This is a genomic window from Stenotrophomonas sp. YJH_SMC_29, from assembly GCF_059371235.1.
In genome coordinates this window covers 135240-151056 of record NZ_JCAFUK010000010.1, presented here as the reverse complement: position 1 = coordinate 151056, position 15817 = coordinate 135240, and the positions used below count along the sequence as shown (strand labels likewise).

The following is a 15817-nucleotide window of genomic DNA, read 5'->3' as shown; positions in this document are numbered from 1 at the left end:
TGCGTCGCGGCCTGCAGGAGACACCCATGAGCACCCATAACGAGTACGACTACATCATCATCGGCGCCGGTTCGGCCGGCAACGTGTTGGCCACCCGCCTCACCGAAGATGCCGATGTCAGCGTGCTGCTGCTGGAAGCCGGTGGCCCGGACTACCGGTTCGATTTCCGTACCCAGATGCCGGCCGCACTGGCCTTCCCGCTGCAGGGCAAGCGCTACAACTGGGCGTACAAGACCGATCCGGAGCCCTTCATGAACAACCGCCGCATGGACTGCGGCCGCGGCAAGGGCCTGGGCGGCTCGTCGCTGATCAACGGCATGTGCTACATCCGTGGCAATGCGATGGACTACGACAACTGGGCCAGCATGCCCGGCCTGGAAGACTGGACCTACCTGGACTGCCTGCCCTACTTCCGCAAGGCCGAAACCCGTGACATCGGCCCCAACGACTACCACGGCGGTGACGGCCCGCTGCGCGTGACCACGCCCAAGGCCGGCAACAACGAACTGTTCGCTGCGATGGTCGAGGCCGGCGTGCAGGCCGGCTACCCGCGCACCGACGATCTCAACGGCTACCAGCAGGAAGGCTTCGGCCCGATGGACCGCACGGTGACCCCGAAGGGCCGTCGCTCCAGCACCGCCCGCGGCTACCTGGACCTGGCCAAGCCGCGCCCGAACCTGACCATCGTCACCCACGCGCTGACCGACCGCATCCTGTTCTCGGGCAAGCGTGCGGTGGGCGTGCAGTGGCTGCACAACGACCAGCCGCAGCGTGCGACCGCCCGCCGCGAGGTGCTGCTGTGCGGCGGCGCCATCGCCTCGCCGCAGATCCTGCAGCGCTCGGGCGTCGGCCCGGCCGACCTGCTGCGCAGCCTCGACATCGACCTGGTGCACCACCTGCCCGGCGTCGGCGCCAACCTGCAGGACCACCTTGAGATGTACCTGCAGTACGAGTGCAAGAAGCCGGTCTCGCTGGCCCCGGCGCTGAAGCTGTACAACCAGCCGGCGATCGGTGCCGAGTGGCTGTTCCTGGGCACCGGCATCGGCGCCAGCAACCAGTTCGAGGCCGGTGGCTTCATCCGCAGCGACGCCGAATTCGACTGGCCGAACCTGCAGTACCACTTCCTGCCGGTGGCGATCAATTACAACGGCTCCAACCCGATCAAGGCGCACAGCTTCCAGATGCACGTCGGCTCGATGCGCTCGCCCAGCCGTGGCCGCATCCACGTGCGCTCGAAGGATCCGCGCGAACATCCGAGCATCCTGTTCAACTACATGTCGCACGAGCAGGACTGGCGCGAATTCCGCGCGGCGATCCGCATCACCCGCGAGATCTTCGCGCAGCCGGCACTGGCCCCGTACAGCGGCCGCGAGATCTCGCCGGGCAGTGCACTGCAGACCGATGCACAGATCGATGCGTTCGTGCGCGAGCATGCCGAGACCGCCTACCACCCGTCCTGCTCGAACAAGATGGGCCATGCCGATGACCCGATGGCGGTGGTCGATGGCCAGGGTCGCGTGCACGGCCTGGAAGGCCTGCGCATCGTCGATGCCTCGATCATGCCGCAGGTGGTGACCGGCAACCTCAACGCGCCGACCATCATGATGGCCGAGAAGCTGGCCGACGTGATCCGCGGCCGCACGCCGCTGGCCCGCAGCACCGCGCCGTACTACAAGGCCAACGGCGCACCCGTTCGCAAGCAGGGTTGACGCAGGCGGCCCGCTTGGGGCCACGATAGTGCCGGCCGCTGGCCGGCATCCATCGGATGGCCTGTCCAGCGCAGATGCCGGCCAGCGGCCGGCACTACCCAGCAAAGAGGCTCTCCGGGGCCTCTTCGCGTTTTCCCTACGGCGGGGTATGCTGCAATGACCGGCCGTTGTCGATACGCTCAGGGTCGGAACCTAATACATCACGATTCCTGGAGGGGGAATATGAGTCTGGATCGTCCCTGGCTGCAGAGCTATCCGAAAGGCGTTCCCGCCGAAATCGACGTCAACGAGTTCCATTCGGTAGCTTCGGTCTTCGACGCTTCCGTCGCGAAGTTCCGCGACCGTCCCGCCTACTCCAGCTTCGGCAAGGTCCTCACCTATGGCGAGACCGACGCGCTGGTCGAACAGTTCGCGGCCTACCTGCTGGGTGAGCTCAAGCTCAAGAAGGGCGACCGCGTCGCCCTGATGATGCCCAACTGCCTGCAGTACCCGGTGGCCACCTTCGGCGTGCTGCGCGCCGGCCTGACCGTGGTCAACGTCAACCCGCTGTACACCGCGCGCGAGCTCAAGCACCAGCTGATCGACGCCGGCGTGACCGCGCTGGTGGTGGTCGACAACTTCGGCGACACCGTCGAACAGGTCATCGCCGATACGCCGGTCAAGCATGTGGTCACCACCGGCCTGGGCGACCTGCTCGGCGCCAAGGGCGTGATCGTCAACTTCGTGCTGAAGTACATCAAGAAGATGGTGCCCAACTACCATCTCAAGGGCGCGGTGCGCTTCCGCCAGGCGCTCAAGCTCGGCAGCCGCCACAGCCTGCCCAAGGTCGAGATCGACCACGACGACATCGCCTTCCTGCAGTACACCGGCGGCACCACCGGCGTGGCCAAGGGCGCGATGCTGACCAACCGCAACCTGATCGCCAACATGCAGCAGGCCTCGGCCTGGATCAGCGCGTCGGGCATCGAGATGGGCAAGGAGTGGATCATCACCGCCCTGCCGCTGTACCACATCTTCGCGCTGACCGCGAACGGGCTGGTCTTCATGAAGTTCGGTGGCTGCAACCACCTGATCACCAACCCGCGGGACATGAAGGGCTTCGTCAAGGAGCTCAAGTCGGTGCGCTTCACCGCCATCACCGGCGTCAACACGCTGTTCAACGGGCTGCTCAACACCCCCGGCTTCGACACGGTCGACTTCTCCTCGCTGAAGGTCACCCTGGGCGGTGGCATGGCGGTGCAGCGCGCCGTGGCCGAGCGCTGGAAGAAGGTCACCGGCGTGACCCTGGTCGAGGCCTATGGCCTGACCGAGACCTCACCGGCGGCCTGCATCAACCCGCTCACCCTGACCGAGTACAACGGCTCGATCGGACTGCCGATCCCGTCCACCGATGCCTGCATCAAGGATGACAACAGTGCCATCCTGCCGCTGGGCGATGTCGGCGAGCTCTGCATCAAGGGCCCGCAGGTGATGAAGGGCTACTGGCAGCGCCCGGAGGAAACGGCCAAGGCCATCGACGCGGACGGCTGGCTGCATACCGGCGACATGGCCAAGATGGACGAACACGGCTTCTTCTACATCGTCGACCGCAAGAAGGACATGATCCTGGTGTCCGGCTTCAACGTGTACCCGAACGAAGTCGAGGACGTGATCGCGATGATGCCGGGCGTGCTGGAAGTGGCCGCAGTCGGCGTCCCGGACGACAAGTCCGGCGAGGTGGTGAAGGTGGTCATCGTGAAGAAGGACCCGAACCTGACCGCCGAAATGGTCAAGGAGCATGCCCGGGCCAACCTGACCGGCTACAAGCACCCCAAAATCGTTGAATTCCGAAAGGAGCTGCCGAAGACCAACGTCGGCAAGATCCTCCGTCGCGAACTCCGCGATACGCCCGCCCAGTAAGGGTTTGCGGCAATTTGAACGATGCAGGGCCCGGGGCGGAAACGTCCCGGGCCCTTTCGCATGCGACGCCCCTGAGGCGGTGTAGCATCGCCGCGTGTGTGGACCGTTCGGCCCGCCGGCCACCCACCTGACACTGCGGGCCGCATGCCGAGGACCCTTCCATGAGTACCATCGAAAAGCTGCCTTCAAGCGGCTCACCGTTCGCCACCATCCGTACCGAAGACAGCGCCGACGGCGCTGCCCACTGGCTGTTCATGCACGCCGATGCCGCCACCGGGATCCGCCCCTGCTGCCGCAAGGACATGCTCGACGAAATGTGGAGCTACATGGCGGCCATCACCCGCAGCCCTGCCCAACGCCACAACGGGACATTGCGGCATTTCGTGCTGGCCTCCGACGCCGTCGCCTACAACCTGGGCGGCGACCTGGACCTGTTCACCCGCCTGATCCGCGAAGGCAACCGCGACCTCCTGCTGAACTACGCCCAGCGCTGCGTGGAGGGCGTGCACCACCTGCACACCGGGTTCGGCGGCGACGTCCGTTCGATCGCGCTGATCCAGGGTGACGCCCTCGGCGGCGGCCTGGAAATGGCCCTGGCCTGCCACACCATCGTCGCCGAGGAAGGCTGCGGACTGGGCCTGCCGGAGGTGCTCTTCGGCCTGTTCCCGGGCATGGGTGCGTACTCCTTCCTGTGCCGGCGCGTGTCCCCCCACCTGGCCGAGAAGATCATCCTCGACGGCCGGGTCTACAGCGCCGAGGAGATGCACGCGATGGGCGTGGTCGACGTGCTGGTGAAGAAGGGCGAAGGCCGGGCGGCGGTGGAAGAACTGATCCGCCAGCAGCAGCGCACGCCGCAGTCCTATCTGGCGATGAACGCCGCACGCGCCATCGCCCAGCCGGTCAGCTACGACGAACTGCTGGAGATCACCAAGGTATGGGTCGATTCCGCCCTCGCACTCGGCGACCGCTCGCTGCGCACCATGGATCGCCTGATCAAGGCCCAGACCCGTCGCGCCAGTCTCGACGCGGCCTGATTCCTCCCCTCCCCCAGGATGGGTTCAAGCCCGGCTGGCCACCGGGCTTTTTTTGAATTCACGCCACGCCTCAGCGCGCTTCACCATCGTCGGCGGCTCCGCGCATGCGGCGTTCGGCCCGCGCGTCCAGTGCGCGCCGGCCTTCCTTGATCGCCTCCTGCAGGATGCCCAGGCGCGTGCGCCATTCGGTCTTCAGCTGCCAGTCGGCCATCCGCATCAGCTCGCCGGCACGGTTGGACGCGCGCATCAGGCCAAGGTTGCTGGCCACGCCCTTGATCGCGTGGGACTGTTCGCGGAACACGTCCCAGTGAGCCGCCTCACCGGCCTGCTCGGCCTTGCCCATGCAGCTCGCCACGTCTTCCAGGCACTGGCGGATGAATTCACGCTCGAAGCCCTCGCCCATGCCCAGCGAGGCCAGTTCGTCCAGCACGCTGCTGTCGAGCACGCCATCCTGCAGCGGCGCCGCCGGTCGCACCACCGGTGCGGCCATGGTCTTCAGCTGGGCATTGCTGGCGATCTCGGCCAGCGTATCGAGCAGGCGCACCGCAACGACGGGCTTGGCCAGGAAGGCATGTGCGCCGGCCTGGGTACAGCGCTGGATCGCCTCGGGCGTTACATCCGCACTGAGTACCAGTACCGGCGTGCGCGGACCGCCGCCGGCCTGCATCACCCGCAGTTCCTTGAGCATGTCCAGCCCGCTCATGCCCGGCATGTGCAGATCGACGATGACCGCGTCGAACTCGCTGTCGGCCAGCGCATCCAGCACCGCCTCGCCGCCGTCCACGCACAGCACGCGATGGCCGGCCTTCTGCAGCAGGCGCTGCAGGACCATGCGGTTGGCCTCGTGGTCGTCGGCCACCAGGATCTGCATGCTGCGCACGCGGGCGCGATGGCGCAGGAACGGATCGGCAAAAGCGATCACGTTGCCGCCCGGGCCCACGCCTTCGTCGCCGCTCAGACTCGGCACCGCGCCCGGCACCTGCGGCTGCGGCGGCGCGAACGGCAGCTCGACCCAGAAGTGGCTGCCGCGCGGCGGGTTTTCCAGATAGCCGATGTCACCGTCCATTGCCTCGACCAGGCCCTTGGCGATGGTCGTGCCCAGCCCGGTCCCCTCGTGACGGCGCGCCATGCTGACGTCGGCCTGCTCGAACGCGTCGAACAGCCGTGCACGCATGGCAGGTGGCACGCCGATGCCGGTGTCGAGGATGTCGAAGCGCAACCGCACCGCCCCGCTGGCATCGGCCTGTACCACGCCGACCCGGATCTCGACCCGGCCATGGTCGGTGAACTTGACCGCGTTGCCGGCCAGGTTCAGCAGGATCTGGCGCAGGTGCCCGACATCGCCGCGCACGCGTGGCGGCACACCGTCGGCCACCTTCACCCGGTAATCCAGCCGTTTGGCTTTGGCCTGTGGCAACAGGATCAGGCCGATCGCCTGGATCACGTCGGCCACGGCGAAGTCCTCGGCCACCACGCGCAGCTTGCCGGCCTCGATGGCCGAAATGTCCAGCACTTCCTCCACCAGTGCCAGCAGGCTGCGCGACGACGCCTGGATGGTGTTGAGGCACTCGCGCTGCTCGTCATCCAGGCGCGTGGTGGCCAGCACTTCGGTCATGCCATTGAGACCGTTCAACGGCGTGCGGAACTCATGGCTCATGTTGGCCAGGAACCGGCTCTTGGCCTCGCTGGCGCGGCGCGCCTCGGCCATCGCTTCGGTCAGCTGCCGCAGCAGTGTCGAGAAGTACAGCGGCACCGCTGCCAGGCCCAGCCAGAGGCCGATGGCCAGGCGGAAATTCTGTTGCCAGTAGGGCGTCAGCAGCACGGTGCAACCGAAGCTCACCATGGCCATCGCCACCGCCACGTACAGGTAATGGTTGCCGAAGCGCATGCCGTTGCCGACCGTCACCCACATCACCACGATGTAGACCCAGGCCAGCGGTTCGCCCATCTGCACCATGCCCGCAGCGATCAGGCCGTAGTCGGCCAGCATGCCCAGCACGCGGCGGGGATCGGAACGCGCCGGCCGCCACAGCAGCCAGCCGAACAGCAGCAGCGACAGGCTCAGGCCGGTCAGCACGATCGCCAGCACACCGACGTACTGGGTGTGCGGCAGATCGTGGCGCGGCGCCGGCAACAGCACGTAGGCCAGGATCAGGCTGATCAGCACGATGCGGACGATCTGCTGGCCGTGCTCGCTGTCCTGGCGCTGGGACAGGCGCAGCCGCAGCTGCGACAACAGGCGTTTCACGCGCCCAGCCCCGGGCGCGCGGACGCCATCGAATGCTCGGCGCAGATCTGGTCCAGCTGTTCGCGGCCGCGCAGCAGCGCGTCCACGCATCGAGGATCGAACAGCCGGCCACGCTGGGCGTAGAGATAAGCCAGGGTGGCTTCCATGGTCCATGCTTCCTTGTACGGACGGGGCGAAATCAGGGCGTCGAAGACATCGGCGACGGCCACGATGCGCGCTTCCAGCGGAATCGCATCGCCGACCAGCCCGTCGGGATAGCCGCTGCCGTCGTAGCGCTCATGATGACGCAGTGCGATCAATGCGCCAACCTGGATGAAACGATTCTGGCTGCCGCTCAGCAGTTCATGGCCAATCCGCGGGTGCCGGCGCATGATCGCCAGCTCTTCCTCGTTGAGCTTGCCCTGCTTGAGCAGCACCGCATCGGGAATGGCGATCTTGCCCATGTCATGCAGCGGCGCAGCCATTTCGATCAGGCGCACGTCCTCCTCGGGCAGCCCGAGCTGTTCGGCGATCAGTCCGGCCACGCGCGCCATGCGCTCCAGGTAGGCGCTGGTGCCGGCGTCACGGAACTCGATCGCCCGCGCCAGCCGCGACAGCGTTTCGCGCTCGCGCTCTTCGACCTCATGCATGCTGGCCAGCAGGCGCTGCTCCAGCGACAGCGCCCGTTGCTTCACGTTTTCGGTCTGCTGGCACAGCTGCAGCAGGTTGTAGCAGCGCGCACGCAGTTCGCGCGGGCGGATCGGCTTGACCAGGAAGTCGATGACGCCGGCTTCCAGTGCCGCCTGGCGGATCGGCTCGTCACCGACCACGGTGATCAGGATCACCGGAATGTCGCGGTGCTTGGGCAGGCGACGGAAACGACGGGCGAACTCCAGCCCATCCATCTCCGGCATGCGGTAATCGAGCAGCAGCAGGTCGACCGGATGGGCTTCGCACCAGGCCAATGCGGTCAACGGGTCTCCGAAGTCATACACGCTCAGTTCCGGCGCGATGTCTTCGATGACGTGACGCAGCATCGTCCGTGCGGAAGTCTGGTCGTCAACGATGACGATGTTCAACGCGTACTCTGCCTGGTTTTTCGACCACGCTGGATCATCAGCAGGCGAGGATACTCTGCCGCTGCGAACGCTCGCACCCTGCATCGGCCTGACTCCCGTGTCATGCGTCCCGATTCATGATCGTCATCACAATGTGAAGCGGACTCCCCACACCGTGCCCTCCCCCTGGCGCCGATCAAGCCATAACAGGCGTCAAGGTAGTGCAATTACGATACGCCGAGTGCGGGACGCGTCAATCGCGCCGTCTCGTTTCGGGACGGCGCGCACAATCGGGAGTCAAAAAGGCGACTTACTGCTCCGGACGCATGTACGGGAACAGCAGTACATCGCGGATCGAGCTGCTGCCGGTCAGCAGCATCACCAGACGATCCACGCCGATGCCGAGGCCGCCGGTCGGTGCCATGCCGTACTCCAGCGCACGGATGTAGTCGGCGTCGTAGTGCATGGCCTCGTCATCACCACCTTCCTTCGCGGCCACCTGGGCCTGGAAGCGCTGGGCCTGGTCTTCCGGATCGTTCAGCTCGGAGAAGCCGTTGGCCAGCTCCTTGCCGTTGACGAACAGCTCGAAGCGGTCGGTGTAGCCCGGGTCATTGTCGTTGGCACGGGCCAGCGGCGAGACCTCCACCGGGTGGTCGGTGATGAAGGTCGGCTGGATCAGGGTGTGCTCGACGGTGGCCTCGAAGATCTCCAGCAGCAGCTTGCCCCAGCCGTAGGACGGCTTGACGCGGATCTTCAGGCGCTCGCAATGGCGCAGCAGCGCGTCGCGGTCGGTACAGTCGGCGACGGAGATTTCCGGGTTGTGGTGGCGGACTGCCTCGTCCATGCGCCAGCGGCGGAACGCCGGGCCCAGGTCGATCTTCGCGCCATCCCACTCGACCTCGGTGCTGCCGTTGACGGTCCTGGCCACGTCACGGATCACGCCTTCGGTCAGGTCCATGATCTCGTTGTACGTGGCGTAGGCCTCATACAGCTCCATCATGGTGAATTCCGGGTTGTGGCGGGTGCTGACGCCTTCATTGCGGAAGTTGCGGTTGATCTCGTACACCCGCTCCAGGCCACCCACGGTCAGGCGCTTGAGGTACAGCTCCGGCGCCACGCGCAGGTACAGGTCCAGGTCCAGCGCATTGTGGTGGGTGGTGAACGGCTTGGCCGCCGCGCCGCCGGGGATGTAGTGCATCATCGGCGTCTCGACTTCCAGGAAGTCGCGGCTGTCCAGCCATGCGCGCATGGCGCGGATGATCTTGGAGCGCTTGATGAAGACCGCGCGCGACTCCGGGGTCACGATCAGGTCGACGTAGCGCTGGCGATAGCGCTGCTCGACGTCGGCCAGGCCGTGCCACTTGTCCGGCAGCGGGCGCAGCGACTTGGTCAGCAGGCGGATCGACTCGGCCTTGACCGACAGTTCGCCGGTCTTGGTGCGGGTCAGCCCGCCTTCGACGGCGATGATGTCGCCCACGTCCCAGCCCTTGAACGCGGTGTAGGCATCGCCCAGCACGGCCCCCTGCAGGAACAGCTGGATGCGGCCGGATTCGTCCTGGATCTGCGCGAAGCTGGCCTTGCCCATGATGCGCTTGGCCATCAGGCGGCCGGCCATCTTCACCTGGCGGCCGTTGCCTTCCAGCGCCTCGGCGGTCCACTGTTCGGCATCGGCGAATTCTTCCTGCAGGCGGCCGGCGAAGTCCTCGCGGCGGAAATCGTTCGGATACGCGATGCCCTGCCCACGCAGCGCTTTGAGTTTCTCGCGGCGCTCGGCGATCAACTTGTTTTCGTCGACGGGGGGGGTATCGGTAGCTTCGCTCATGGATCTGCGGGAATCGTGTAGTGAGGGGGGATGCAGCGCCCGGCACAGCCGGTTGCCCAGCATACCAAAACCGCCCTGCCCCAGCCGGGAGAAGGGTCAGATCCCTTTGCTGCGCAAAGGCATCCGACCCCGTCCGGGACCCTGCCTGGACCCTGGATGTCTACCTGTTGCCGGGGAAGGCCTGCCGCAACTCATCCACCAGCACCCGCTGGTTCTCCGAATAGTCCACCGGCACCGAGACCAGGTGCACCCCACCCTCGTTGAACGCAGCTTCCAGGGTCGGGATGAACTGCTCGATGGCGGTCACCTCGTGGCCCTTGCAGCCGTAGGCCTCCGCGTACTTCACGAAATCCGGGTTGCTGAAGGTCATGCCATAGTCGGTGAAACCATCCACCGCCTGCTTCCAGCGGATCATGCCGTAGGCACCGTCGTTGAGGATCAGCACCACCAGGTTCAGGCCCAGCCGGCGCGCCGTCTCCAGCTCCTGGCTGTTCATCATGAAGCCGCCGTCGCCACACACCGCCAGCACCCGTCGTTGCGGGTACAGGATCGAGGCCATGATCGCCGACGGCAGGCCCGCGCCCATGGTCGCCAGCGCGTTGTCCAGCAGCAATGTGTTGGCCACCTGGGTGCGGTAGTTGCGCGCAAACCAGATCTTGTACATGCCGTTGTCCAGCGCCACGATGCCATCCGGTGGCATCACCTGGCGCACGTCGTGCACCAGCCGCTGCGGGGTGAACCGGGCCTCTTCGGCACGGTCGGCCAGGTGCTCGAGGATGGTTGCGCGCAGCGGCAGCAGCGCATCGGCATTGGGCACTGCACCTTCGATGCGATCGGCCAGCTGGGTCAAGGAACGGCCGATATCACCGATCACCTCCACCTGCGGGAAGTACACCTGCTCCACCGCCGCCTGCGAGTAGCCGATATGGATCACCGTCGGCCCACCGGGGCGCATCACGAACGGCGGCTTCTCGGTGACTTCGTGACCGATGGTCACGATCACGTCGGCCTGGTCGATCGCCATGTGCACGTAATCACGCTCGGTCAGCGCCGCGGTGCCCATGTACAGGCCCGAGCCCCCGGCCACCGCGCCCTTGCCCATCTGCGTGGTGAAGAACGGAATGCCGGCGCGCAGCACGAACGCCGACAGCGCCTCGCTGGACTGCGGCCGCGACGCCGCCGAAGCGATCATCAGCAGCGGACGCCGGGCGTTGCGGATGATCTCCGCCGCGCGATCCAGCGCTTCCGGGCTGGCGACCGGGCGGTCCACTGCGTGCGGCGGGATCAGCGCCGCGCCCTCGACCTCATCGGCGGCGATGTCCTCGGGCAGCTCCAGCAGCACCGGGCCTGGCCGCTCTTCCTGGGCAACCCGGAACGCCTCGCGGACGATGGTCGGGATCGTGCGCGCCGAGACGATCTGCCGCGCCTGCTTGGTCAGCGGCTTCATCGTGCTGACGATGTCGACGATCTGGAAGCGCGCCTGCTTGCTGGCCACGATGCCCTTCTGTCCGGTGATCAGGATCACCGGCCACGCACCGAGCAGCGCATAGGCAGCGCCGGTGGTGAAGTTGAGTGCGCCCGGGCCGAGCGTTGCCAGGCATACGCCCGGCTTGCCGGTCAGGCGGCCGTAAGTGGCCGCCATGAAGACCGCTGCCTGTTCGTGGCGGGTGATGACCAGTTCGATGCTGGAATGGCGGAGCGACTCGACCACGTCGAGGTTTTCTTCGCCGGGAATACCGAAAATGCGCTCGACGCCTTCGTTCTCAAGTGCGGCGACGAGCAGATCTGAACCCTTGGACATCGGATGCCGTCCTTTGTGCTGGACTGATGGTGGATCGTTGCAGGAAGGATGAGAGCCGCGCGTCAATGCTTGTCGAACCACACTGTCTGCGCGTTGACGAATTCACGGATGCCGAAGTGCGAGAGCTCGCGGCCGAAGCCGCTCTTCTTCACGCCGCCGATCGGCACGCGGGGGTCGGAAGCGGAGAAGCCGTTGACGAACACACCGCCGGTCTGCAGCCGGCGCGCCAGCTGCATGGCACGGGCGCGGTCGCCGGTCCACAGATTGCCGCTGAGGCCGAATTCGCTCTGGTTGGCCAGTTCCACTGCGTGGTCGGCATCGCGGGCGCGGCTGATCGAGGCCACCGGCCCGAACGTCTCCGTATCAAAGGCCTGCATGCCCGGCTCCACGTCCGCCAGCACGGTGGGCGCATAGAACGCGCCCGGGCGATCGAGCTGATGGCCACCGACGAGCAGCTTCGCGCCTGCGTCCACCGAGGCGCGCACCTGCGCGTCCAACTGTTCCAGCAGGTCCTGGCGTGCCATCGGCCCGATGCGGTTGCCTGCCTCGCGGCCATCGCCGATGGTCAGTGCCTGCACCTTCTGGCAGAACTGCGCGACGAAGCGGTCGTACACCGCGTCTTCAACGATGATCCGCTTGCCGGCAATGCAGACCTGCCCGGTATTCTGGAAGCGCGAGGCCACCGCCGCCTCCACGGCAGCGTCCATATCGGCATCGGCCAGCACGATGAACGGATCCGAGCCCCCCAGCTCCAGTACCACCTTCTTCAGCGCCTGCCCGGCCTGGGCGGCGATGCTGCGGCCGGCGGCCACGCTGCCGGTCAGGGTGACTGCCGCAATGCGGTCATCGGCAATCGCGCGGCTGGTGCCCTCGCGGCTGATGTTGGCGGCGATGAAGGTGCCTTCCGGCAGCCCCGCGTCGCGCCAGGCGGCGTCGAGCAGCTGCGCGGTACCGACGATGTTCTCGGCCGGCTTCAGCAGGAAGCCGTTGCCACCCATCAGGATCGGCACCGCCGCGCGCATCACCTGCCAGTACGGGAAATTCCACGGCATGATGCCCAGCACCACGCCCAGCGGCAGGTAGGACACGTAGGCCTTGTCATCGGGCACCTGGGTGGGTTCGTCACGCAGGAACTGCGCGCCGTGGTCGGCGTACCAGTCGCACAGCACGGCGCACTTCTCGATCTCGGCCAGTGCTTCGGCCTGGACCTTGCCCATTTCGGCAGTGGCCAGCGCGGCCAGCTTTTCACGGTCACGGCGCAGTACGGCGGCCATCGCACGCAGCACTGTGGCCCGCTGTTCGAGGCTGCTGGCGCTCCAGGCGGCGAAGCCGGCCTGGCCACGCTCGAGGATCGCATCCAGTTCGGCATCGGTGGCGAAGGGATGGCTGGCGATCTGCTGGCCGGTAGCCGGATCGCGGGAAATGGCGGTGGTGGGGGCAGCGGACATGCAGGGCTCCTGTTGTCTCGACAACGGGCGGTGGCCCGTCTTCTGCACAGGAATGTGGACCCGATTGGCGGAGGCAACAAGGCGTCTGCCTATCCTGTGACCGGCACTTACCTGGCTGAATGGGGGCTCTTGGCAGGGCTGCGCCCTGCACCCGCAGAGCAACTGCAACAGCCGAAGCAGCAGCAACAGCGGGCTATCCGTGGGATGGCGAGGTGCGTCCGGTTGCGGGAGACGCCGTAAACCCGTCCTTGGGGGCTTGGCCGCGGCATCCATGCCGCGGACACTCCCGCAACCGGACCCACCCCGCCTTCGACGGTTTTCCGCGATCTGCCGGAAATACTCTTGGGAACTTCTTTCGATATCTGACAGATGTGTCGACCAACGTCGACACCCACCAACAGCCGCGCGGAAACTGTCAAAGGCGGGGCGGTGTGGGTTGGCAGGACCGTTGGCGCCATGGATGGCGCCATCGAGCCCCCAAGGATGGGTTTACGGCGTGTCCTGCCAACCCACACCGCCCCGCCATCCCACGGAATGCCCGCTGTTGTTGTTGCTTCTGAGGTTGCCGGCCAGCGGCCGGCACTACCGCGGGTGCAGGGCTGCAAGCCCTGCCGAACAGCCCTACTTTCGCGGCAGGTAGGTCACCAGGGAAAGATCGTGCCGGCTCTCCGGCACCAGCGCCACGTACTGCAGGTCCAGCAGCCCGCGCGTGGGATGGTTCAGCTTCTTCGCACCCTCATCGAACCGGCGCACGTCGTGCTCCGGCCACCACTGGCGGAATTCTTCGCTGTGCGCGGCGAGGTCCTCGACCAGCGCCAGGAACGGCGCCTTGTCCGGCGCCTGCGCCATCGCCGCGCGGAAGCCGGCCAGCAGGCCACGGGTCATTTCTTCCCAGTTGAGGATCAACGTGCGGTACGGCGGGTACAGGAACATCAGCCGCAGCGTGTTGCGCTCATGCGGCGCCAACTGGCTGTAATCCACGAACAGATCGGCAATGGCCGGATTCCAGGCCAGGATGTCAAAGCGGGTGTTGCGCACGTAGGCCGGGATCGGCTGCATCGCCTCCACCAACTGGCGCAGGCCATCGGTCACGCTCTCGTCCGGCGACTCCAGCGGCACGCCGTAGCCGGACAGCGCAAACGCATAGGCGCGCTCGTCGTCGCTCATGCGCAGCACCTGCGCCAGCCGCTCCAGCACCACGGGCGAGGCGCGCACTTCACGGCCCTGCTCGATCCAGGTGTACCAGCTGACGCTGACCCCGATCGCCAGCGCGACTTCCTCGCGTTTCAGGCCCGGGGTACGCCGGCGCCCGGCCGGCAGGCCGAGCGTGGCGGGGTCGACACGGGCGCGGCAGGCCCTGAGGAAGCCGCCCAGTTCCTTGCGTTCACTTTCGCTGCGCATCATCGCCCTCCGTTGCGGAAGGCGATGCTATCCGCGCAGGCGCGTCGATCAGGCATCGACGCGCTTGGAGCCCACGGCCAGGCCGGCCTTGAGGCTGGCCTCGACGAACTCGTCCAGGTCGCCGTCGAGCACCTTCTGCGTATCCGAGCGCTCGATGCCGGTACGCAGGTCCTTGATACGGCTCTGGTCGAGCACGTAGTTGCGGATCTGGCTGCCCCAGCCGATGTCGGACTTGGTGGCTTCCACCGCGTCCTTCTCGGCGTTGCGCTTCTGGATCTCCAGCTCGTACAGCTTGGCGGCCAGCATCTTCATCGCGTTGTCGCGGTTCTGGTGCTGGCTGCGGCCGGTCTGGCAGGCCACGACGATGTTGGTCGGGATGTGGGTGATGCGCACCGCCGACTCGGTCTTGTTCACGTGCTGGCCACCGGCACCGGACGAACGGTACACGTCGGTACGCAGGTCGGCCGGGTTGATGGTGATGTCGATGTTGTCGTCGATTTCCGGCGACACGAACACCGAGGTGAAGCTGGTGTGGCGGCGATTGTCCGAGTCGAACGGCGACTTGCGCACCAGGCGGTGCACACCGGTCTCGGTCTTCAGCCAGCCATAGGCATAGTCGCCTTCCACGCGCAGCGTGGCCGACTTGATGCCAGCAACGTCGCCGCCGGAGACTTCCATCAGCTCGGTCTTCCAGCCACGCGATTCACACCAGCGCAGGTACATGCGCAGCAGGATCTCGGCCCAGTCCTGGGCTTCGGTACCACCGGCACCGGCCTGGATGTCGACGAACGCGGCCGCATTGTCCATCTCGCCGGAGAACATGCGCTGGAACTCCAGCTTCTCCACGTGCGCCTGGTGCTTGTCGAGGTCGGCGACCACGGCCAGAGCGGTTTCCTCGTCCTGCTCGGACTCGGCCAGCTCCAGCAGCTCGGTGGCGTCGTTCAGGCCATCGAGCACCGAGGCGATGCCGCCCACGGTCTTTTCCAGGCTGGAACGCTCGCGGCCCAGGTTCTGGGCGTATTCGGCGTTGTTCCAGACGTCGGGGCTTTCCAGCTCCCGCGTTACTTCTTCAAGACGCTCTTTCTTGGCGTCGTAGTCAAAGATACCCCCGAAGCGACAGCACGCGATCGGTCAGATCGGTGATGCGCTGGCGGACAGGATTCAGTTCGATCATGTCGGCGGTCGTACATTCAAAAGATGACTGGTAATGATACCGCAGGCGGCGGGTGCCCGGAATGAGGGCCCGGGCAGGCTGCGGGCGGGCGCGAGCGTGGTCCACCGCCGCAGCCTCCGGACCGGGCGATGGCCGCCATGGGCCGGGAGCGGCTGAGCGGCAGCCGCCCCCCCCGCAGGGCATCGATGCTCTGCGGCCGACGACGGTGTCCCCGGCCCAACCCACCGGACCGCGGCCGCCAGCC

General features: G+C 66.5%; 11 protein-coding genes. 3 read left to right on the top strand and 8 right to left on the bottom strand.

All coding sequences use genetic code 11. The features are described from left to right. Window positions 1-26 precede the first annotated feature (26 nt). The 3 genes from betA to AC5P9I_RS12885 all read left to right on the top strand — a co-directional run bounded on the left by betA (window position 27) and on the right by AC5P9I_RS12885 (window position 4642). On the top strand, window positions 27-1709 hold the full coding sequence (gene betA, locus AC5P9I_RS12895) for a choline dehydrogenase (protein ID WP_021202070.1): 1683 nt from the start codon (window positions 27-29) through the stop codon (window positions 1707-1709). Between the two features lie 222 nt (window positions 1710-1931). Continuing rightward, window positions 1932-3608 (top strand): long-chain fatty acid--CoA ligase, encoded by a 1677-nt coding sequence (locus AC5P9I_RS12890; RefSeq protein ID WP_049466783.1) that lies wholly within the window; start codon window positions 1932-1934, stop codon window positions 3606-3608. A gap of 161 nt (window positions 3609-3769) precedes the next feature. Beyond that, entirely contained in the window at window positions 3770-4642 is an 873-nt protein-coding gene (locus tag AC5P9I_RS12885) for a crotonase/enoyl-CoA hydratase family protein (protein ID WP_130768127.1), read from the top strand. Window positions 4643-4712: 70 nt separating this feature from the next. Here AC5P9I_RS12885 and AC5P9I_RS12880 read toward each other — a convergent pair whose 3' ends face one another. The 8 genes from AC5P9I_RS12880 to AC5P9I_RS12845 form a co-directional block, all read right to left on the bottom strand. After that, window positions 4713-6890, bottom strand: coding sequence for a response regulator (locus AC5P9I_RS12880; RefSeq protein WP_049466785.1), 2178 nt, complete (start codon window positions 6888-6890; stop codon window positions 4713-4715). Continuing rightward, window positions 6887-8032, bottom strand: a complete 1146-nt coding sequence (rpfG, locus tag AC5P9I_RS12875) for a cyclic di-GMP phosphodiesterase response regulator RpfG (RefSeq protein WP_495223785.1) — start codon at window positions 8030-8032, stop codon at window positions 6887-6889. Before rpfG ends, AC5P9I_RS12880 begins: the two co-directional genes overlap by 4 nt. Window positions 8033-8237: 205 nt before the next feature. Beyond that, complete coding sequence (gene lysS, locus AC5P9I_RS12870) at window positions 8238-9749, bottom strand: lysine--tRNA ligase (RefSeq protein WP_049466789.1); 1512 nt, start codon at window positions 9747-9749, stop codon at window positions 8238-8240. Window positions 9750-9909: 160 nt separating this feature from the next. Further along, entirely contained in the window at window positions 9910-11550 is a 1641-nt protein-coding gene (locus AC5P9I_RS12865) for an acetolactate synthase large subunit (protein WP_074726315.1), read from the bottom strand. 62 nt (window positions 11551-11612) lie between these two features. Next, window positions 11613-12998, bottom strand: coding sequence for an NAD-dependent succinate-semialdehyde dehydrogenase (locus tag AC5P9I_RS12860; protein WP_049466793.1), 1386 nt, complete (start codon window positions 12996-12998; stop codon window positions 11613-11615). A gap of 621 nt (window positions 12999-13619) precedes the next feature. Beyond that, window positions 13620-14402, bottom strand: coding sequence for a helix-turn-helix transcriptional regulator (locus AC5P9I_RS12855; protein WP_130768128.1), 783 nt, complete (start codon window positions 14400-14402; stop codon window positions 13620-13622). Between the two features lie 45 nt (window positions 14403-14447). Beyond that, window positions 14448-15573, bottom strand: a protein-coding gene (gene prfB / locus AC5P9I_RS12850) for a peptide chain release factor 2 (RefSeq protein ID WP_099479803.1) whose coding sequence is annotated in 2 segments (ribosomal slippage) — window positions 14448-15497 and window positions 15499-15573 — 1125 coding nt in all. Because the reading frame shifts where the segments join, the coding sequence is not laid out codon by codon here. Next, window positions 15496-15678, bottom strand: coding sequence for a hypothetical protein (locus AC5P9I_RS12845; RefSeq protein ID WP_167357713.1), 183 nt, complete (start codon window positions 15676-15678; stop codon window positions 15496-15498). The genes prfB and AC5P9I_RS12845 overlap by 78 nt, the downstream gene beginning before the upstream one ends. Between the last annotated feature and the right edge of the window lie 139 nt (window positions 15679-15817).